Below are 18999 nucleotides of genomic sequence, written 5' to 3' on the forward strand. Positions count from 1 at the left end.
GGGCGGCGCGGAGGGGCGGGCGAGGGGGGAGACGAACATGAGGCGCTGGTTCCGGTGGGCGGCTGTCACGGCCGCCGCCGCACTGCTGGCGACCGGCTGCGGCAGCGGGTCGTCCGACGACGGCGAACCGGCCGCGCAGCGGCTCGACTGGGGCCGCTGCAAGGCCACCGGGGACTCCCCCGCGCCCGGCGACGACTGGCAGTGCGCCACGCTGAAGGTGCCGCTCGACTGGTCGAAGCCGGACGGCGAGACGATCGGCCTCGCGCTGATCCGTGCCAAGGCCCGCGGGGACGATCGCCTCGGCTCGCTGCTGTTCAACTTCGGCGGTCCCGGCGGCTCCGGCGTGTCCATGATGCCGTCGTACGCCGCCACGGTCTCGCACCTGCGCGAGCGCTACGACCTGGTCAGCTGGGACCCGCGCGGCGTGGGCGCCAGCGGGGGCGTCCGCTGCCGCGGCGACGAGGAGACCGAGGCCGCCGAGGCGGCGGTGGACGCCACCCCGGACACCCCGGCCGAGGAGAAGGCGTACCTCGCGGACGCCGCCGACTTCGGCAAGGGCTGCGCCAAGGCCGCCGGAAAGCTGCTGGAGCACGTCTCGACCACCGACACCGCCCGCGACCTGGACCTGATGCGGCAGGTCCTCGGCGACGACAAGCTGCACTACTTCGGCATCTCCTACGGCACCGAACTCGGCGGCGTCTACGCGCACCTGTTCCCGAAGAACGTGGGGCGGGTGGTCCTCGACGCGGTCGTCGACCCGAGCGCCGACACGGTGGGGCACGCCGAGAACCAGGCCAGGGGTTTCCAGCGCGCGCTGAACAACTACCTGGCGTCCACCGGGCAGGACCCCGAGCGGGGCACACGGAAGACAGCCGACCTGCTGCGGCGGATCGACGCGCGTCCCCTGCCGACCTCCTCACCCGGGCGGAGGCTGACGCAGACGCTCGCGCTCACCGGCCTCGTCCTGCCGCTGTACAGCAAGGACAGCTGGCCGGCGTTGACCAGCGCCCTGGACGCGGCGGAGCAGGGCGACGGTTCGGAACTGCTGGCGCTCGCCGACGGCTACACCGAACGCGACCCGTCGGGCCGCTACGGCACGACGACCCACTCGCAGCGGGTCATATCGTGCCTGGACGACCGGCAACGGCCGACCGTCGAGGAGACGAAGAAGCTGCTGCCGAGGTTCGAGAAGATCTCCCCCGTCTTCGGGGCCTTCCTCGGCTGGGACATGGCCGGCTGGTGCCACGACTGGCCGGTGGCCGGCCGGCACGACACACCGGAGGTGAGCGCACCGGGCGCCGCTCCGATCCTGGTGATCGGCAACACCGGCGACCCGGCCACGCCCTACGAGGGCGCCCGGCGGATGGCGGACGAACTGGGCGAGGACGTCGGCGTGCTGCTCACCTGGAAGGGCGAGGGGCACGGCGCGTACGGGAGCGGGAGCGACTGTGTCGACACCACGGTCGACGCGTACCTGCTGCACGGGACGGTGCCGCCGGAGGGCAAGGTCTGCTCATGACGCCGGTGGGGGCTACGGGCACTCACCGCGCCCGTAGCCCCCACCGACGGGGCTTCCCTTGTCCGAACTCCCGCCGCCCTGGCCTCCGCCGCGCGGGCGGGGAAGCCGCGTCAGCCGACCGGCGAGTCCACGCCTGGCCCTGCTCCGGTTACGGGAACGCGCGCGCCGCATCACATGCGTGTGGGTCGACGGCGGGCGGGATGGGAACTAGGGAGAGCGGTGGGTGAGGAAGCGGACGGCTAATTAGTCGCGCTTGGGCCAGATCGGGCCCTGGTCGGTCCAAACGACGCCCTTGTTGCGGCACAGGCAGAAGGGGTGGCCGATCGGGTCGGTGTACACCTGCCAGCCGTAGCCGTTGGGGCCGATGAAGTCCCGCCTTAGCGTCGCGCCGAGGTTGAGGACACGGCGCTGCTCGGACTCGATCTCGTCCACTTCGAAGTCGAGGTGGAACTGCTTGGGGTGCTCGCTGTCGGGCCACCGCGGAGCGCGGTAGTCGTCCACCCGGATGAATGCCAGCTCGATCTCGCCGAACTGGATGCCAGCCCAGTCCTCAGAGCTGCCTTCCTTGATCGGACGGCCCGTCATCTCGGAGTAGAAGGCCGCCAGCCTCATCGTGTCCGGGCAGTCGATAATGAAGTCGGTGAGTCGCAGCATCCCGGGATCTTGTCACAAGCTCACATCCGACTTCGAGACAGGCCCCGCAGGTGACGAGCACGCCCTACCAAGTCAGTAGCCCTGCCGAAGTTGCTTCGGGACGAAGAGGTCGCCGTGCCATAGCCGCGCCAGAAGCAGGAGTCAGCAGCGGTCAACAAAGGTGGCTGGCGGATACATCCGCGCCTGCTGGCTCGGCTAACGAAGCCACAGGTCACCTGCCGTACTTCCCAGCCACTCCGCTAAAGCAGGAGTGGAGGTCGGTCCCCTATCGGAGCTGCTGTCGTTGCATGCCCCAAGCTGGTCACGGCCCGAGGGGGTGCGGTGGCAGGGCTGGACGGCGCGGTGTGCCTTCGCGGTGGTGCGTTAACGTCTGGCGACATGAAGAGAATCGGAGCGGGAGTCCGGTTGACCGCTGCCGTGGCCGTTTCGGGGTTACTGCTGTTGGGGTTGCCCGCGCTGTACTTCCTGGCCTTCTACGGCTGCGGCGAGCAGGAGGACCAGCTTGCCGAGGTGATGGCCGGCGAGACGGTGCTGGACGCGGTTCCGGAAGGGGCGGGCCCGAAAGACCGCTACCAAGAATGCGATGACGATGACCGCTTCGTGGTCGTGGGGACGCAGTACCGGTACGACGGTTCGCCGGAGAACGCCTTGCAGCACTACGAGGAGGTCACCCGGGCCGACGGTTGGCGGCCGCGGATCACGGCCGGAGGCGAGACGGTGCCCGGCTGTTTCACCAAGTTGATGGGAGGCACGACCGCCTACCTCGACGCAGGGGGACCGCACGACGGCCTTGTCCAGGTGGAGATCGTCGCGGACCGGGCGAACTCCCAATGGTGCTGAACAACGGCCATGGTCGAGTCACCGGTGATCCACCGCAGGCACGGCGGCAAGCCGGTCGCCCCCTCGTATCGGCTATGCCCGCGTGACATCACCAGCTGACATCAACGACGACGGACATAGGCAGTCTTGGGCAATCCCCGGACCGTGGCGGAAGAAGCCTGAAAGCTTCACCGCGGTTACCGGATCGAACTCCTAAAGCGGTGCTCTGAGAAGCCGTGCTGCCCTCGGCGCGTGCCGTGGCTGTCATCATCGTTGGATGACAGGCAGGCAGCTCCCAGCAGGTTGGACTCTAGAGGAGATCCGTAAGGTCTCCGGCGACCGGGAGGCCACATCTCTCGACACCGATCGAGTCGTGACCGGTTGGCCGGCACAGGGCGAGCGGCTCCATCCGGAGATCGTCTTGGGGTTCCACAGGCTCTGCCTGGTGAAAGCCGTGAATGATGACGACTGGTACATGGGCAGTCTGAACGACGACGGCAGCATCACCTGCTGGAGCGCGTACGGCGACCTCTACGAGGCACTTCGCGGCCTCTAGCCGACGACACCTGTACCGGCTGGACGCCTACGCCCGTCTCAGTTCTCGTCTCATTCAGCGTCGTACACGGACGTTCAGGCGAGATCCGAAGCCGTCCCCGCACCGACGGCCAGCCGTTCATGAACGCAGGTGAAGGTTCCTGAACCCAGCCCAACACTCCACCACAGTTGGAAAGCGTGCGCCCCAGAGCAACTTCCTTGGGTCGCCGTGCACCGCTGCGCGGAGCAGTGCGCCTTCCAGAGAGGATATGTGCCCGGCAATGCTGCACTGGTCCGCACGACGGTCGAGACCGGGGGTGGGAGACATGGCTCGTACGCAGTCCAGGTGTGGAGCGCTCACGGAGAAGGGCACTCGGTGCCGGCGGCTGGCGATGGTCGGTGCGTCGCGATGCGACCTGCACCGTGGCGAGTGGTCGTCGTACACCATCGAGAAACGCAAGGAAGCCGAACGCAAGGCGAAGGCACGCAAGCGTCGTAAGTGACCCCAGCCTGTGTGAGGTGACATCCACGGCTGACATCAACGACAGCGGACAGCGGCGGCGCGGTGCGGTCTGACACGGCCACGGCCGCCCCGCGCAGCATGGGTGGACAGGCGGTCAGACCGAACTCCTAAAACAGTGGTCACAAGGCAGCACCGCTGACGGCAACGGCGGCGAACGATGGTGGCCGTCAGCGGTCGGCCACGGCGGTGGGGCCGGCCGAGTGGGAAGCACCGCGGGGCGGTTCCCGCGTCTTCTAAGCGCTTGGCGGTTGAGGCCGCCCGGGCCGTCTCTGGGCCGTGCGAGGCCGCCCAACGCCGACCGACAACGACAGAAGCCCACGGCATCTGAACTGGTCAGAGCCGTGGGCTTCCTCATGCCCGCTGGTCAGCGGAAGGGTCGATCAGTAGACCGGCTTGTGCGGCTCGATCTGGTTGACCCAGCCGATCACGCCGCCGCCGACGTGGACGGCGTCGGCGAAGCCGGCGGACTTCAGGACCGCGAGGACTTCCGCACTGCGGACACCCGTCTTGCAATGCAAGACGATCTTCTTGTCCTGCGGGAGGCTCTCCAGGGCGGTGCCCATGAGGAACTCGTTCTTCGGGATCAGCCGGGCGCCCGGGATGGAGACGATCTCGTACTCGTTCGGCTCGCGGACGTCGATGATCTCGATGTTCTCGCCGTCGTCGATCCACTCCTTGAGCTGCTTGGGAGTGATCGTCGAGTCGGCGGCCGCCGCCTGGGCCTCCTCGGAGACGACGCCGCAGAAGGCCTCGTAGTCGATGAGTTCGGTGACGGTCGGGTTCTCGCCGCAGACCGCGCAGTTCGGGTCCTTGCGCACCTTGACCTGGCGGTACTGCATCTCCAGGGCGTCGTAGATCATCAGGCGGCCGACCAGGGGCTCACCGGTGCCGGTGAGGACCTTGATCGCCTCGGTGACCTGGATGGAGCCGATGGACGCGCACAGCACGCCCAGCACGCCGCCCTCGGCGCAGGAGGGGACCATGCCGGGGGGCGGGGGCTCCGGGTAGAGGCAGCGGTAGCACGGGCCGTGCTCGGACCAGAACACGGAGGCCTGGCCGTCGAAGCGGTAGATCGAGCCCCATACGTACGGCTTGTTGAGCAGGACGCAGGCGTCGTTGACCAGGTAGCGGGTGGCGAAGTTGTCCGTGCCGTCGATGATCAGGTCGTACTGGCTGAAGATGTCCATCACGTTGTCGGCCTCGAGCCGCTCCTCGTGAAGGATCACGTTCACGTACGGGTTGATGCCCTTGACCGAGTCACGGGCGGACTCGGCCTTGGAACGGCCGATGTCGGACTGGCTGTGGATGATCTGGCGCTGCAGGTTCGACTCGTCGACCTCGTCGAACTCCACGATGCCGAGCGTGCCGACGCCCGCGGCGGCCAGGTACATCAGCGCCGGCGAGCCCAGGCCGCCGGCGCCCACGCAGAGCACCTTGGCGTTCTTCAGCCGCTTCTGCCCGTCCATCCCCACGTCGGGGATGATCAGGTGGCGGGAGTACCTGCGGACCTCGTCTACGGTGAGCTCGGGAGCCGGCTCGACCAGGGGTGGCAACGACACGGGGACTCCGTTGGTCGGTCAATCATTACGGTTGTTCTTCCCGTAAACAGTGCCATGGCCTTTTTCATTCCGAGACACCTGTTCCGACACGCGAGACGATGTCGTCCCAGTAGCCGGGCACGGCCTCCCGACGGCCGGTGCGGCCGTCCTGGCCGGTGCGCTCGGTGAAGCGGATCGCCGCAGTGCCCTGCCGACGGGCGGTGCGCAGCGCCTCGTGGAGGCGCGGGCCGGGCACACCGTGCGCGAAGCGGCGGAAGCGTTCGGGCGGCGGCCGGCGGGACGTCGGTGCACGTGGCGTTCGCTCCCGGATGCGCCGGATGCCGCTCCCGGATGCGTCAGATACGGCATGCCGCCTCCATCCAGATGTCGGCGAGGGACTCCTCCAGAGTGATCCGGGGCCGCCAGCCGAGCCGGTCGCGGGCGGTGCGCACGTCGGCCTGCTGCCAGCTGCCGCAGCCGTCGGGGTACGGATACGCGAGCGGAGGCGCGTGGTCCGGGTCGGGGCGGGGGTGGCCGATGGCCGGCCGCAGGGCGCCGGGGGGGCCGTCGAGCTCGTGGAGCGCACCGGCGTAGCCGGCCACGCGGGCGAGGGTGGCGGCGGCGTCGCGGAGGCGGACGGCCCGGCCCGAGCCGATGTTGATGATGCCCTGCGCGGCGGAGAGGGACGCGGCGTGGACGGCGCGGGCCACGTCGCGGACATCGACGAAGTCGCGCTGGGTGCCGAGGCCGCCGAGCTTGAGTTCGCCGTCGCCGGACTGCATGGCGCGGCGCATGGCCTCGGCGAGCCGGCCGAGCGGGGAGCCGGCGGGGGTGCCGGGGCCGGCGGGTGAGAAGACGCGGAGGACCACGGCGTCCAGTCCGGAGCTGAGGACCAGTTCGGTGGCGGCGAGTTTGCTGACGCCGTAGGGGCCGCCGGGGCGGGGGACGGCGTCCTCCGCCGTGGAGGAGCCGGGCTGGCTGGGCCCGTACTCCGCGCTGCAGCCGACCTGCACCAGGCGGGCTCCGCAGCCGCTGCGGCGCAGGGCCTCGCAGACGGTGGCGACGGCGACGGTGTTGTGGCGGGTGAGTTCGCGGGCGCCGCCCCGGGTGGTGCCCGCGCAGTTGATGACGACGCCGGGGTGGACGGCGTCGAGGAAGCGGGTGAGGGCGCCGGGGCTGCCGGTGGCGAGGTCGAAGCGGACGTCGGCGTCGTCGCCGCGGCCGAGGGCGGTCAGCTGGACGGCCGGGTCGGCGAGCAGGCGGTCGGCGACGAAGCGGCCGATGTAGCCGTTGGCTCCGATCAGCAGGACTCTCATCGGGCGGCTCCCGGGGCCGAGGTGTCGGGTCGGGAGGTGATCATTTCGGGGTCTCCTTCGGAGTGTCGCGGGTGCGGATGCCTGCGGTGGCCGGGCCGGGCCGGTGCCTGCGGCGGCCCGGGGAGCGGGCCAGGGGCCCGTGGGAGGGGCGTGCGGGGGCACGCGTTCGCCCTGTGGCGGACGGAGGGGCCGGGGCCCTGCCGGGTGCGGGCAGACGGACGGTGCGGACCCTGCCGGGTGCGGGTGGGTGGTGCGAGCCCGGTCGGGACCGGGCTGCCGGGCCGCGCGGACCCTGTCCGGACCGGCCACGGGCGAACGGACCGCACGGATCCCCTCGGAACCGCCCGCGAGCGGGTGGGCCGCGCGAGCCCTGCCGGGTCCCGTCCCGGACGGGCGCTCAGCATGGCTGTCCCGGCGCGTGGACCGAGGCTCTCGTGAGTCGGCGGGTCGCGTGGATCAGCAGCGTCAGGGCCGCGATGCCGCAGGCCAGCGTGGGAACGCTGCCCGGGCCCCAGGCCGTGACGAGGGTCTCCACCGGGACGGCCAGGAAGTCGCAGCCGGGGAGGCGGGCCGCGAAGACGGTGGCCGGGGCGGTGGCCTCGGCGGCGGCTGTGGCGGCGAGGACGAGTGACGGGGCATGGGTGAGGCCGTGTGCGACGAGGAGGCGGGCGAGCAGCAGGAGGGCTCCCAGGGTGAGGCCCTGGGGGTGGGCGGCGGATGCGCCGAGGACCGTCGCGCTGAGGGCGAGCAGGGCCGCGAGGGCGCCCGTGAACAGGGCGAACGTCCCGAGCAGCAGGGGCCGTACGGAGGCGGTGAAGTCCGCCGGGCCGCGGCTGGCCGCGAGCCTGCGGCGGGCGCCCGCGGTGAACAGGTGGGCGCTCCAGGCCGCGGGGGCGCAGGCCAGGACCAGGGCCAGGACGGGGGCGACGGCGAGGGGCCAGGGCCCGTCGGCGGTTCCGGTGGGCAGGGTGTCGGGGCCCCCGGCGACGGCCGCGTCGAGCAGGCCGTCGCCGAGGAGGGCGTAGCCCAGCAGGGCGCAGGTCCACAAGCCGGCGGTGTGCCTGGCCGGTGCGGGACGGCCGGGGGCGCTCAGCGGGCTTCGGCGGCATACGGCGCGCAGGGCCAGGACGACGGCGAGGGCGCCTCCGGCGGCCACGGCCAGCCGCGGCTGGCCGTGGGTGAGGCGCGCCCCCGCCACGGTCGCGGCGCAGAGCGCGCCCGGCAGCAGCGGGAGCAGGAGCAGGCCGGCGGGCGGGCGGGCGGGTTCGGCGGGGGCGGGGTGCCGGAGCGGGGTGTCCGCGCGGGGCGCGCGGGCGTACATCTCCTCGGCGAGGGAGAAGACGTCGCGGTGCCGGAAGCGGGCCGCGGTCCGGTCGGTGACGCCGTGGGCCTCCAGGCCGGCCGCGATCTCCAGCGGGTCCACGGCCCGTTCGCACAGGTCGCGGTGGCGGTGCATCAGCTCCTTCACCGGGTCCCCGGCGGTACGGCGGGGGGAGTCCGGCCGGGCGTCGCCGGCGGGCGTACCGGCCGCGGGGTGCGCGTGCGGACGCTCGTCCCACGTCCTGGGACCGTCCGGCGCGCCGGGGCGGGCGGGTTCGTCGGGGCCGTTCATCGGGCCCCCTCGGCGGCGGGTGCGGGGGCGGCGGCCCGTGCCGGTGCGTCCGCCGCCCAGCCGGGTGTGCCCCGGCCGCGGGCCGCCGCGTGGGCCCAGCGGCCGGGGACGTGGGCTTCGGCGGGGGCGCCGAACGGCAGGGGTGCTCCGGCGGCGTCGAGGACGACGCGGCGGACCGGGGTGTGCGAGACGATCTCCAGGTAGATGCCGTGGAACGCCGCGATGTTCCGCTCGGCGGTGAACAGTTCGAGTGCGCGGGCGCGTGCGGCGGCGCCCAGGCGTGCGCGGCGCTCGGGGTCGCGCAGCAGCGCCACGCACGCCCGGGCGAGCGCCCGCGGGTCGCGCGGGGGCACGACGAGTCCCGTGCCGCCGAGGACCTCCGGCACCGCGCCGGCGTCGGTGGACACCGTCGCCCGGCCGCAGAGCATGGCCTCGGCCAGGCTGACCGGGAACTCCTCCACGACGCTGGACAGCACGGTCACGGCGCCCGCGGCGTAGGCGTCGGCCGGGGACGGGAGGTCCGGTCCGCCGGTCTCCTCGAAGGAGACCGGGTTGCCGCCGGCGGTGCGCGGTCCCGCCGCCTCGGCGGGGAAGAGCCGGGCCGCGAGGGTCTTGCAGTGGGCGAGGTAGGCCGCGCCCTCGGGGCCCGACGGGCCCCCCACGATCCGCAGGCGGGTCCCCGGCTCCTGCGCGCGGACCCGCGCGAACGCGTGCAGCAGCGAGACCAGGTCCTTGGCGGGGGCCACCCGGCCGACCCAGACCAGGGTGTCCGGGTCTCCGCGCTCCGGCGCCTCCCCCACCTCGGCGAAGGGGGCCGCCGCCAGGCCCGGGTGGACGGTGCGGATCTTGTGCCGGGGGGCTCCGCAGCGCTCCTGCCAGCGGCGGACCTGCGCGTCGCCGGAGGTGATCACGGAGGCCTGCCGGTAGGTCTCGGCGGCGAGGCGGCCGTGGAAGGCGGCGAGCAGGGACCGTACCGGGGGCGAGGTCCGCGCGTCGGTCAGGTAGTACGCGCGCAGGCGCGCCCCGTACTCGGTCACCAGCAGGGGGACGCCGAGGAAGTGCCGGGCCAGCAGCCCGGCCAGGGCCGCCGCGCCGCCGGAGGCCGCGTGGCACAGGTCGACCGCGCCGAGCCGGTCGTCCTCGTACCAGTCGAGCGAGAGGGGGCGCAGGGCGCGTTCGAGGTGTGCGGCCATGGCGAGCAGTTCGGGGACGCGCGCCTCGTGCGCCGGGCGCGGGGCGCCGGGCGCGCGGCAGGCGCGCTCCAGGACGTGCACGGCGGTCTCGGAGCGGAGCGCGCCCGTCAGGCCGCCCTCGTCGCGGGCGAGTTCGGCGAGGGCGTACAGGGCGCCGGCGAAACGGTCCGCCTCACCGGTCGACGCTTCCCCCGGGACGTCCGCGCGTCCCTCGGCCGGGACGTCCCCGGACGCGGGGGCGCACAGGGCGGCCACCAGGTCCGCGTAGCACTCGGCGAACCGCCGGCGCGCCCGGCGCCCGTACACCACCCCGTCGCGCCCCGGACTCCGCGGGGGCGCGGTGCGCACCCGGGTGACCTGCGACGGCAGCGGAAGCCGGCCCTCGGCCTCCTGGCGTTCGCCGCGGCTGAGCGGGTAGAGGTCGAACTCGTGCTGCCCGAGCCCGCGCACGAGCCGGTCGCACCAGGACCCGGCGTCACCACCCACATACGGAATACCGCTCTCCGTAAGCAGTCCGATGCGCATGCGTGCACCCCCGATCTCCCGTCTGGGGAGCCGCCGTTGTCGGCGGCTCGCAGCGGGACGAACGTATGCGGACAGGGCGGTGGCGCGACGGACGGTTGTCCGTCGCGCCACCGGAAGGGGTGAACGGTCGTAACTTTCCCGTGCGGATCGCGTTCCGTCGCGCTAGGGGGCGGCTCGATCACGCACCGTCACGCCGCGGCCCGCTGCCGTCGTGCCGCCCTGCGCCGTGCCGTGCCCCCGGGATCGAGCACGGGCACGGCGGCCAGGAGTTCCTCGGGGTGCCGCCCTCGTACTCGAGGCCCTTCCTCGGGGTGGACGTCCGCACGGTCGCGTCCTCGTCGGGGCGTCCGGTGTCCGTGGCGGGGCCGGGCACCTGACGGGACGACACGCCGGGAAACGTGAACGGACTGACGACGCCTGCCGAAGGGGCGCCGGTGTCGCCCGTCAGCTTCCGGGATAGGGCCAGGGATTGGCCCTGCAGTGGATGCCGTCGTGGTCGAGGAACTTGGTCTGCTGCTGCATGACCGGGGCGAGGTCGCCGTCCTTGTCGCAGGTCACGTGGGAGTGGCCGAGGCGGTGGCCGACCTCGTGGTTGATCAGCATCTGCCGGTAGGCGTGGATCTCGTCGCCGTACGTCTTCGAACCCTGCGCCCACCGGTAGGCGTTGATCATCACGCGTTCGGTGGCGGCGGAGTCGCAGGACACGTTGTCCACGGTGGTGTCCAGGCCGGACTTGGCGCACCAGAGGGCGGTGGTGCCGGGACTGGCGAGCGTGATCACGAAGTCGGGCCGCCCGGAGTGGATGCGCTCGAAGGTCCGGGCTCCGTCGTGGGCCCAGCTGCGGTCGTCGTTGAGCGTCTTCTGCACGGCCTGCGCGAAGAGTTCGGCGTCGAGGCCGAGGCCCTGCTCCACGTCCACGCGGTAGGTGAACTTCTGCCCCCGGCCCGGCGCCTTGGCGATGCCGGGCACCGCGTCGAACTTCCCCGAGCCCTTGAGCGTGGCGCTCAGCGGGTACTTGGTGTCCATCTTCTGCTCGTACGTCGGCGTCGCCGTTCCGGAGGCCGCGGAGGGCGCGGACCACTCGTCCGCGGGCGCGGCGGAGCCGCGGGCGTCGTGCGCCCGGCCGGTGGCCGACTGCGGCCGTACGTCGCCGTCGCCGCGCTCGTCGGCGACCTGGCCGGCCACGACGACGGCCAGCACGGTGGTGACGGCGGCGGCCGCGATGCCGGTGAAGGTCCGGCCCCTGCCGCCCCTGCCCGGCACGGGGGCGCCGGCGGGCGGCGCGCCGCCGGGACCGCGCCCGGTGCCGGGACCGGTGTTCCCGCCGGCGGCGGGGGTTCCGGCCGTGCGGGGGCCGTGGGGGGCCGGGGGCGCGAGGACGCCGTCGTCCCCGTCGAAGGCGTCGAGGTACTCCTGCCGCGGCCCCTCCCACCGCTGCCGCGGTATGGGCAGGCCGGCCCCGGCCGGTCCCCCGGGCGCGGCCGGGTCCGCCGGTACGCCGTGCCCGGCGCCGGCACGGCTCCCCAGCTCGCCCCAGCCGCCTCCGGGTTCACGCAGCTCCGGGTGGCCACCGCGCACCCCGGGGGCGCCGTGGGCGGGCGTGGCGTCGGGCGGCCGCGGCACGCCGCGCGCGGGCGTGTCGCCGAAGACCTGCGGGACGCCGTACGCGGGCGTGGCGTCGGGCAGCGGCGGCACGCCGCCGCCCGGCCCGGGAACCGCGGTGCCCGGGATCCATCCCCGTCCGCCCGCCGGCGCCGGTGCCGGCCGGCCGTCTCTCCCCGTGCTCGTGTCCGCGGCGTTCTCCTTGGGGGCCGCTCCCCGTCGGCTGTGGCGTCCCATGTCGCGCCTCAGCCTCCCGTGCTCTCGCCGGCGCCGCCGTCACCGGTCACGTCCGCCCCGACGGCGCGCTCCCGCGCGCCGCCGGCTCCCTCGGCCGTCCCACGCGCGCTGCGCGCGTCCCGCCCGCCGCCGGCCGGCTGCCCCGTGTCCCGGAGGAGTTCGCGGAACGCGCCGGCCACCGTCTCCGGGTACTCCATCATCGCCACGTGCCCCGCCTCCGGCAGGGTCAGCAGCCGGGAGTTCCGGAAGGCGCGGGCCGCCTTCTGGGCCATGCGGAATCCGACGAGCTGGTCCCGGCCGCCGTAGATGAGCAGGGTCGGCGCGAGGACCCGTTCGGCCTGGCGCCACAGCCCGTGCTGGCCGCCCACCGTGTACGCGTTGACGATCCCGCGCGCGGAGCGCGCCATCGCGTCCCAGAAGTACGGCAGTTGCAGCCGCCGCTCCATCTCCTCCACGGCGTTGCGGAACCCCTCCGGGGTCACCCGTCCGGGGTCGCCGTAGCACAGCGCCATGACCCCGCGGACCCGCTGCTCGGCCGTCCACTCCTTGGTGAGCCGGGTGAAGAGCGAGGCCACTCCGGGCAGGGCCAGCAGCCCCGTCGGCACGGCGGTGCGCTGGACGCGGATCTCCGGGAGGGCGGGCGACACGAGCGTCAGCGTACGGACGAGGTCGGGCCGCACCGCGGCGACGCGCGTCGCGACCGCGCCGCCGAGCGAGTTTCCGAACAGGTGCACGGGGCCGCGGCCGGCGGCGTCGAGGTAGCGGACGATCGCGCGCGCGTGCCCGGTGATCGAGTAGTCGCCGTCGTCCGGCGGCGGGGAGTCGCCGAAGCCGGGCAGGTCGACGGCCTCGCTGTCGACGGCGTCCGTCAGCAGCGGCATCAGCGCGGACCAGTTCTGCGAGGAGCCGCCGAGTCCGTGGACGTACAGGGCGGGCGGCAGTCCTTCGCGGGCCGGTGGCCTGGACCGCACCGTCAGGGTGACGCCCGGCAGTTGGACCGACCGGAGCCGCTCGCCCTCCGCGACCCTGACGGCGGCCACCCGGGGAAGGACGTTGGCGGGCGGCACGAAGGGCAGCTCGGTCGAAGACATGCGGCAATGTTACGAGACGATCACACGGCGGTTCGCGTGTTCGCCGTCACAACCCCCGTTGCCGCGGCCCGATCCGGGTATCCGCGGGTGGGGCCGCGGGTGTCGCGAGCGTTTTCGCGGGTACCGCCCCGGCACGGATCGGCGGCGGATCGCATAGCGTCGGGATCGGGTGTCTCCTAGGCTCGTACCGAGGGCACCCGCATCTGGCCCCTGCATCCGTCAGGGACGTTCGTAGGAAGGGAGCCCAGCATGGCCGTAGACCCCACCGACCCCGAGACCTTCGAGGACGACGCGACCCAGGACCAGGAGTTCGGCGTCGAGGCGCCCGAGGTCGACGCGGCCGAGCAGCACGCGGACATCGCGCCGGACCGCGACGACCCGCTGATCAGCGTGGACCCGGACCGCGCCAGCGAGGCCGACCTGGCGGAACAGGCCCGGATCGTCTCCCTGGACGAGGACGACTACCGGTGACACACGGCGGCGGAGGGCGTCCCGGGCGGTGAAGGAGTTGACTTCTGCCCGGCCCGAGCCGGTTTGAAACCTTCCGTCCCCTTATCGTCACCGTCCGGTACGTGAAATTCTGCGCTCGCACCGCGCACACCACGGTTACCGAAAAGTACGATGGCGGCGCGGCGCACACCGCACATGGACGACTTTGGGAGGCGGCGTGACAGCCATCGAGCAGACAGAGGCGGTACGCCCGCGGGGCACGCGCCTGCCGCGCCGTGCCCGACGGAACCAGCTGCTGGGCGCCGCGCAGGAGGTCTTCGTGGCGCAGGGCTACCACGCGGCCGCGATGGACGACATCGCCGAGCGCGCCGGCGTCAGCAAGCCGGTGCTCTACCAGCACTTCCCGGGCAAGCTCGACCTCTACCTCGCCCTGCTGGACCAGCACTGCGAGTCGCTCATCCAGGCCGTACGGAACGCGCTCGCGTCGACGACCGACAACAAGCAGCGGGTCCGGGCGACGATGGACGCGTACTTCGCGTACGTCGAGGACGACGGCGGCGCCTTCCGCCTGGTCTTCGAGTCCGACCTGACGAACGAGCCCGCCGTGCGCCAGCGCGTCGACAAGGTCACCAACGAGTGCGCGGAGGCGATCTGCGACGTCATCGCCGAGGACACCGGCCTGTCGCGCGCGGAGTCGATGCTGCTCGCCTCCGGCCTGGGCGGCCTCGCCCAGGTGGTGGCCCGCTCCTGGCTGCACAGCGACCGCAGCGTGCCGCGTGACCAGGCGGTCCAGCTGCTGACCTCGCTGGCGTGGCGGGGCATCGCGGGCTTCCCGCTGCACGGCACGGACCAGTACCAGGGAAGCGACCAGCAGCAGCGCTGAGGGGCGGCGCGCCGAGGACCCGCTCCCGTCGGCCGCCGGCGCTCGTTCCCGCCGGCTGTTCGCTACCGGCGTGCTCCGCCGGAGCGTGTCCGTCCCCTCACCGGGCTAATGTGTGCTGGGTACGGCGCGGTAGGTCGCGCACTTCACTGACCGTCGGAGGGACATAGCCGTGGAGGTCAAGATCGGCGTGCAGCACGCGCCCCGCGAGATCGTTCTGGAGAGCGGTCAGAGCGCCGAGGAGGTCGAGCGGGCCGTGGCCGAGGCACTGGCCGGGAAGTCGCAGCTGCTGACCCTCGTGGACGAGCACGGCCGCAAGGTCCTGGTCCCGGCGGACCGTCTCGCGTACGTCGAGATCGGTGAGCCGGCCCCGCGCAAGGTGGGCTTCGGCGCACTGTAGGCGCGCGGCGGGCGCACGGGGAAGGGCCCGGCGGGCTTCGGCCGCCGGGCCCTTCCCCGTGTCGTGGAGCCCGCGCGCGGATCCCGGGGGCGGAGTGCGGACGGGCTCCACGGATGGAGCACAGGTCGTCCACGCGGGAGGATTGTCCTCCACGGGCCGGGGGTAGGACGGGCTACGACCGTAACGGGCAGGCCGGCCGTGTGGGAGGGACCCCGACATGTTCCTGGAAGCGCTCAGCTCCGCGATCCTCGGCCTCGCTCTGGCCTGGGCGGCCGCCCACCGCCTGCCGCACCGTCTCCCGGCCCGCGCCCTGGTCCTGCCGACGGGCGTGGCCGGAGGGCTCTTCGGGGCCTTCGTCACGCACAGCGCGCTGGAGGCGGGCGGCCTCCCGCTGATCCTCCTCGGCGCGGCGGTCGTCTCCGCGGCCTCGCTGTCGCTGCTGCTGCGCCCCTCGGGAGGGCTGCGGAGCCGCTCGGCGACCGCCTGATCCGGCCACCGGTCGCGGCGCCCGCGACGGACCGGCGCCGGGCCGCCGGCGACCGGAGCCGGACCGCCGGCGACCGGCTCAGGCCGCCAGGCCCAGCGCCGCCATCCGCTTGGTGTGCGCCTCGGTGATCCGGGAGAACATCCGGCCGACCTCGGCGAGGTCGAACCCGTCCGCGACCCCGCCCACCAGCATCGTCGACAGCGCGTCCCGCTCGGCGACCACCCGCTGGGACTGCGACAGCGCCTCGCCCATCAGCCGCCGCGCCCACAGCGCGAGCCGCCCGCCCACCCGCGGGTCGGCGTCGATCGCCGCGCGCACCTTCTCCACCGCGAAGTCGGCGTGCCCGGTGTCGTCCAGCACGGCGAGGACCAGCTCACGGGTGTCGGAGTCGAGCCGCGCGGCCACCTCGCGGTAGAAGTCGCTGGCGATGGAGTCGCCGACGTACGCCTTGACGAGCCCCTCCAGCCAGTCCGAGGGCGCCGTCTGCTTGTGGAAACCGTCGTAGGCCGCCACGAACGGCTCCATCGCCGCCGTGGGCTCCTCACCGATCCCGGCGAGCCGGTCGCTCAACCGCTCGAAGTGGTGGAACTCGGCCGACGCCATCTTCGCCAGCTCCGCCTTGTCCGCCAGCGTCGGCGCCAGCTTGGCGTCCTCGGCGAGCCGCTCGAACGCCGCCAGCTCCCCGTACGCGAGCGCGCCGAGCAGGTCGACGACCGCGGCGCGGTACTGCGGGTCGGCGGAGGCCGTTGCCCAGTCCCGGGCGGCGACGCCGCCGCGTTCGGCCGGCGCTTCGGAGGCGTTGCCGGGCTTGTCAGGCTTGTCAGAGCTCGTCATGCAGCGCACAATAGCCCGCCGGCCGCGCGGCGGAAGCCCCGGCCGATCGGTGTGACGACGCCTACGTGACCAAATCGGCCATGGCATGTGCGCGAATCCGGGGTATGGTGGTAATGCGCCTGCTGAGTACTCCGACGTATTCGACAGGCCACACGTATGAGGATGCCCGGTCGGTGGCCCGATCGGCTCCGACCCGACAGCCCTCCCTGACCGTACGGCAGTGCGCGTACGACGATCGGAGGGAACCCTCAGCGGTACGAGCGCTAGAGCGTCGGCAGTGGTCCCGTGCCACACGGCCCGCCCGCGTGGGCGGCCGACGTCCCCGGCACGGTCACACGACACGACCCCCGCGCTCGCCTCGCACCGCGCACACAGAAGAGGCAGCACCCTGACTACGACGTTTCGAGAACTCGGGATCCTCCCCGAGACGGCCGAGGCCCTGGAAGCCGTCGGCATCACCACCCCCTTCCCCATCCAGGAGATGACGCTGCCCGTGGCCCTCTCGGGCACGGACATCATCGGCCAGGCCAAGACCGGCACCGGCAAGACGCTGGGCTTCGGTCTCCCGCTCCTGGAGCGCGTCACCGTCCCCGCCGACGTGGAGGCCGGACGCGCGCGGCCCGAGGACCTGACCGACGCCCCGCAGGCGCTGGTCGTCGTCCCCACGCGCGAGCTGTGCGTCCAGGTCACCAACGACCTGCTGACCGCCGGCAAGGTGCGCAACGTGCGCGTCGTCGCGATCTACGGCGGCCGGGCCTACGAGCCGCAGGTCGAGGCCCTGAAGAAGGGCGTCGACGTGGTCGTCGGCACCCCGGGCCGGCTGCTCGACCTGGCCGGGCAGCGGAAGCTGGACCTGAAGCACGTCAAGTGCCTGGTCCTCGACGAGGCCGACGAGATGCTCGACCTGGGCTTCCTGCCCGACGTCGAGAAGATCATCGGCATGCTGCCGGCCAAGCGCCAGACCATGTTGTTCTCGGCCACCATGCCGGGCGCGGTCATCGGCCTGGCCCGCCGTTACATGTCGCAGCCCACGCACATCCGCGCCACCGCGCCGGACGACGAGGGCGCGACGGTCGCGAACATCAAGCAGTTCGTCTACCGCGCGCACTCCCTGGACAAGCCGGAGATGGTCGCCCGCATCCTGCAGGCCGAGGGCCGCGGGCTGGCGATGATCTTCTGCCGTACCAAGCGGACGGCCGCCGACATCGCCGAGCAGCTCCAGCGCCGCGGCTTCGCCTCCGGCGCGGTCCACGGCGACCTCGGCCAGGGGGCGCGCGAGCAGGCGCTGCGCGCCTTCCGCAACGGCAAGGTGGACGTGCTCGTCTGCACCGACGTCGCCGCCCGCGGCATCGACGTCGAGGGTGTGACGCACGTCATCAACTACCAGTCGCCGGAGGACGAGAAGACGTACCTGCACCGGGTCGGCCGCACGGGCCGCGCGGGCGCGAAGGGTACGGCGATCACGCTGGTCGACTGGGACGACGTCCCGCGCTGGCAGCTCATCAACAAGGCGCTGGACCTGGACTTCAACGACCCGCCGGAGACGTACTCCACGTCCCCGCACCTCTTCTCCGACCTCGGTATCCCCGAGGGCACGAAGGGCGTCCTGCCGCGCTCGGAGCGCACGCGCGCCGGGCTGGCGGCGGAGGAGCTGGAGGACCTGGGCGAGCCGGGCGGACGCCGCGGACGCGGCCGGGACGAGTCCCGCGCCGCCGACCGCGAGCGCCCGGCCCGCACCCCGCGCCGCCGCCGGCGTACGCGCGGCGGGGCGCCGCTGGACGCGCCGTCCTCCGGGGCGCGCGAACCGCGGGCCGAGACGTCCGGCGAGGCGGCCGGGGAGGCCGTGACCGGGGACGGCGGGACGGCCCGCACCCCGCGCCGCCGTCGCCGTATGCGCGGCGGGGTGCCGGCGGAGCAGCCGAAGACGGCGGCGCCGGCCGGGACCCCGGCACCGGAGGCCGCGGAGACCGCGGTGGCGACGGCGGAGGGCGCGATCGCGCAGACGGCCGTGGGTACGGCCACGGAAGCCGTCGCGGCCACGACCGCCGAGGCCGCCGTGGACACGGCTGCCGAGGCGCCCGCCGCGGAGGTCCCGGCGAAGCCGCGCCGCCGCACCCGCAAGACCGCGGCCGCCGCGGAGACGGCGGTGGAAACGGCCGAGGGGGCGACGGAACCCGCCCCGGAGACGACGGAGACCAAGCCCCGCCGCACCCGCAAGGCCACCGCCACGGCGGCGGACACCGCCGACCCGGCCGAGGCGACGGAGACCAAGCCCCGCCGCCGCACCCGCAAGGCCGCCGAGCCCGCCGCCAGCGCGGAGGAGGCCGGGACCGCCCCGGCCCCCGAGGCGCCCGCCGCGGAGGTCCCGGCGAAGCCGCGCCGCCGCACCCGCAAGACCGCGGCCGCCGCGGAGACGGCGGTGGAAACGGCCGAGGGGGCGACGGAACCCGCCCCGGAGACGACGGAGACCAAGCCCCGCCGCACCCGCAAGGCCACCGCCACGGCGGCGGACACCGCCGACCCGGCCGAGGCGACGGAGACCAAGCCCCGCCGCCGCACCCGCAAGGCCGCCGAGCCCGCCGCCAGTGCGGAGATCCCGGCGCAGGCCACGCAGGAGCCGGAGACCAAGCCGCGCCGGACCCGCAAGGCCGCGGCCTCGGCCGGGACCGCGGACGACGCGGCCGAGGCCAAGCCCCGGGCACGCCGGACCCGCAAGGTCGCGGCCGCCGCGGAGCCCACGGAGAGCTGATCTCCCCCGACGGCCCGGTCCCACCCCCGTGGGACC

The 18999-nt window shown here is 73.6% G+C and carries 17 protein-coding genes; 8 read left to right on the forward strand and 9 right to left on the reverse strand.

What is annotated here, in order from left to right:
- Positions 1–37 precede the first annotated feature (37 nt).
- Positions 38–1519, forward strand: coding sequence for an alpha/beta hydrolase (locus ABD363_RS13330; protein ID WP_344602906.1), 1482 nt, complete (start codon positions 38–40; stop codon positions 1517–1519).
- Positions 1520–1762: 243 nt separating this feature from the next.
- Here ABD363_RS13330 and ABD363_RS13335 read toward each other — a convergent pair whose 3' ends face one another.
- Positions 1763–2173 carry a VOC family protein gene (locus ABD363_RS13335; protein WP_344602908.1) on the reverse strand — a complete coding sequence of 137 codons (411 nt, stop codon included), beginning with the start codon at positions 2171–2173 and terminating at the stop codon, positions 1763–1765.
- Positions 2174–2551: 378 nt separating this feature from the next.
- Here ABD363_RS13335 and ABD363_RS13340 point away from each other — a divergent pair, with 378 nt between their 5' ends.
- Positions 2552–3013 carry a hypothetical protein gene (locus ABD363_RS13340; RefSeq protein WP_344602910.1) on the forward strand — a complete coding sequence of 154 codons (462 nt, stop codon included), beginning with the start codon at positions 2552–2554 and terminating at the stop codon, positions 3011–3013.
- A 256-nt stretch (positions 3014–3269) separates the two neighbouring features.
- Positions 3270–3548 carry a hypothetical protein gene (locus ABD363_RS13345; RefSeq protein ID WP_344602912.1) on the forward strand — a complete coding sequence of 93 codons (279 nt, stop codon included), beginning with the start codon at positions 3270–3272 and terminating at the stop codon, positions 3546–3548.
- A gap of 881 nt (positions 3549–4429) precedes the next feature.
- On the opposite strand, the gene moeZ is transcribed toward ABD363_RS13345, so the two are convergent.
- The 7 genes from moeZ to ABD363_RS13380 form a co-directional block, all read right to left on the reverse strand.
- Positions 4430–5608 carry an adenylyltransferase/sulfurtransferase MoeZ gene (moeZ, locus tag ABD363_RS13350; protein ID WP_344602914.1) on the reverse strand — a complete coding sequence of 393 codons (1179 nt, stop codon included), beginning with the start codon at positions 5606–5608 and terminating at the stop codon, positions 4430–4432.
- A 64-nt stretch (positions 5609–5672) separates the two neighbouring features.
- Entirely contained in the window at positions 5673–5843 is a 171-nt protein-coding gene (locus ABD363_RS13355) for a hypothetical protein (protein ID WP_344602917.1), read from the reverse strand.
- Between the two features lie 100 nt (positions 5844–5943).
- Complete coding sequence (locus ABD363_RS13360) at positions 5944–6903, reverse strand: NAD-dependent epimerase/dehydratase family protein (RefSeq protein WP_344602919.1); 960 nt, start codon at positions 6901–6903, stop codon at positions 5944–5946.
- Between the two features lie 397 nt (positions 6904–7300).
- Complete coding sequence (locus ABD363_RS13365; protein WP_344602921.1) at positions 7301–8515, reverse strand: hypothetical protein; 1215 nt, start codon at positions 8513–8515, stop codon at positions 7301–7303.
- Positions 8512–10233, reverse strand: a complete 1722-nt coding sequence (locus tag ABD363_RS13370; RefSeq protein WP_344602923.1) for a glycosyltransferase — start codon at positions 10231–10233, stop codon at positions 8512–8514. The genes ABD363_RS13365 and ABD363_RS13370 overlap by 4 nt, the downstream gene beginning before the upstream one ends.
- A 444-nt stretch (positions 10234–10677) precedes the next feature.
- Positions 10678–12072 (reverse strand): DUF3152 domain-containing protein, encoded by a 1395-nt coding sequence (locus tag ABD363_RS13375; protein WP_344602925.1) that lies wholly within the window; start codon positions 12070–12072, stop codon positions 10678–10680.
- An 8-nt stretch (positions 12073–12080) separates the two neighbouring features.
- Positions 12081–13163 (reverse strand): alpha/beta fold hydrolase, encoded by a 1083-nt coding sequence (locus ABD363_RS13380; protein ID WP_344602926.1) that lies wholly within the window; start codon positions 13161–13163, stop codon positions 12081–12083.
- Between the two features lie 249 nt (positions 13164–13412).
- On the opposite strand from ABD363_RS13380, the gene ABD363_RS13385 reads away from it, so the two are divergent.
- From ABD363_RS13385 to ABD363_RS13400, 4 genes are all read left to right on the forward strand, one after another.
- Positions 13413–13634, forward strand: coding sequence for a hypothetical protein (locus tag ABD363_RS13385; RefSeq protein WP_344602927.1), 222 nt, complete (start codon positions 13413–13415; stop codon positions 13632–13634).
- 196 nt (positions 13635–13830) lie between these two features.
- Complete coding sequence (locus ABD363_RS13390) at positions 13831–14496, forward strand: TetR/AcrR family transcriptional regulator (protein ID WP_344602928.1); 666 nt, start codon at positions 13831–13833, stop codon at positions 14494–14496.
- A gap of 169 nt (positions 14497–14665) precedes the next feature.
- A complete protein-coding gene (locus tag ABD363_RS13395; protein ID WP_344602930.1) occupies positions 14666–14893 on the forward strand; it encodes a DUF3107 domain-containing protein in 228 nt (75 codons plus the stop codon).
- A gap of 217 nt (positions 14894–15110) precedes the next feature.
- The gene (locus ABD363_RS13400) at positions 15111–15380 is read left to right on the forward strand and encodes a hypothetical protein (RefSeq protein ID WP_344602932.1); all 270 of its coding nucleotides are present in this window, start codon (positions 15111–15113) and stop codon (positions 15378–15380) included.
- A 78-nt stretch (positions 15381–15458) separates the two neighbouring features.
- Here the strand turns inward: ABD363_RS13400 and ABD363_RS13405 are convergent, their stop codons facing one another.
- Complete coding sequence (locus tag ABD363_RS13405; RefSeq protein WP_344602934.1) at positions 15459–16214, reverse strand: ferritin-like fold-containing protein; 756 nt, start codon at positions 16212–16214, stop codon at positions 15459–15461.
- A 481-nt stretch (positions 16215–16695) separates the two neighbouring features.
- Between ABD363_RS13405 and ABD363_RS13410 the strand changes: the two genes are divergently transcribed.
- The gene (locus tag ABD363_RS13410; protein WP_344602936.1) at positions 16696–18963 is read left to right on the forward strand and encodes a DEAD/DEAH box helicase; all 2268 of its coding nucleotides are present in this window, start codon (positions 16696–16698) and stop codon (positions 18961–18963) included.
- Positions 18964–18999 lie beyond the last annotated feature (36 nt).

Origin of the sequence: Streptomyces glaucus (assembly GCF_039533365.1) — a bacterium.
Classification (GTDB): Bacteria; Actinomycetota; Actinomycetes; order Streptomycetales; family Streptomycetaceae; genus Streptomyces; species Streptomyces glaucus.

Bases quoted from the DNA above. Each gene is read 5' to 3' on its own strand.
- ABD363_RS13380 (WP_344602926.1), bottom strand. From the start codon at position 13,163: ATGTCTTCGACCGAGCTGCCCTTCGTGCCGCCCGCCAACGTCCTTCCC.
- ABD363_RS13405 (WP_344602934.1), bottom strand. From the start codon at position 16,214: ATGACGAGCTCTGACAAGCCTGACAAGCCCGGCAACGCCTCCGAAGCG.
- ABD363_RS13335 (WP_344602908.1), bottom strand. From the start codon at position 2,173: ATGCTGCGACTCACCGACTTCATTATCGACTGCCCGGACACGATGAGG.
- ABD363_RS13385 (WP_344602927.1), top strand. From the start codon at position 13,413: ATGGCCGTAGACCCCACCGACCCCGAGACCTTCGAGGACGACGCGACC.
- ABD363_RS13410 (WP_344602936.1), top strand. From the start codon at position 16,696: ATGACGCTGCCCGTGGCCCTCTCGGGCACGGACATCATCGGCCAGGCC.
- ABD363_RS13360 (WP_344602919.1), bottom strand. From the start codon at position 6,903: ATGAGAGTCCTGCTGATCGGAGCCAACGGCTACATCGGCCGCTTCGTC.
- ABD363_RS13370 (WP_344602923.1), bottom strand. From the start codon at position 10,233: ATGCGCATCGGACTGCTTACGGAGAGCGGTATTCCGTATGTGGGTGGT.
- ABD363_RS13330 (WP_344602906.1), top strand. From the start codon at position 38: ATGAGGCGCTGGTTCCGGTGGGCGGCTGTCACGGCCGCCGCCGCACTG.
- ABD363_RS13340 (WP_344602910.1), top strand. From the start codon at position 2,552: ATGAAGAGAATCGGAGCGGGAGTCCGGTTGACCGCTGCCGTGGCCGTT.
- ABD363_RS13365 (WP_344602921.1), bottom strand. From the start codon at position 8,515: ATGAACGGCCCCGACGAACCCGCCCGCCCCGGCGCGCCGGACGGTCCC.
- ABD363_RS13375 (WP_344602925.1), bottom strand. From the start codon at position 12,072: ATGGGACGCCACAGCCGACGGGGAGCGGCCCCCAAGGAGAACGCCGCG.
- ABD363_RS13400 (WP_344602932.1), top strand. From the start codon at position 15,111: ATGTTCCTGGAAGCGCTCAGCTCCGCGATCCTCGGCCTCGCTCTGGCC.
- ABD363_RS13345 (WP_344602912.1), top strand. From the start codon at position 3,270: ATGACAGGCAGGCAGCTCCCAGCAGGTTGGACTCTAGAGGAGATCCGT.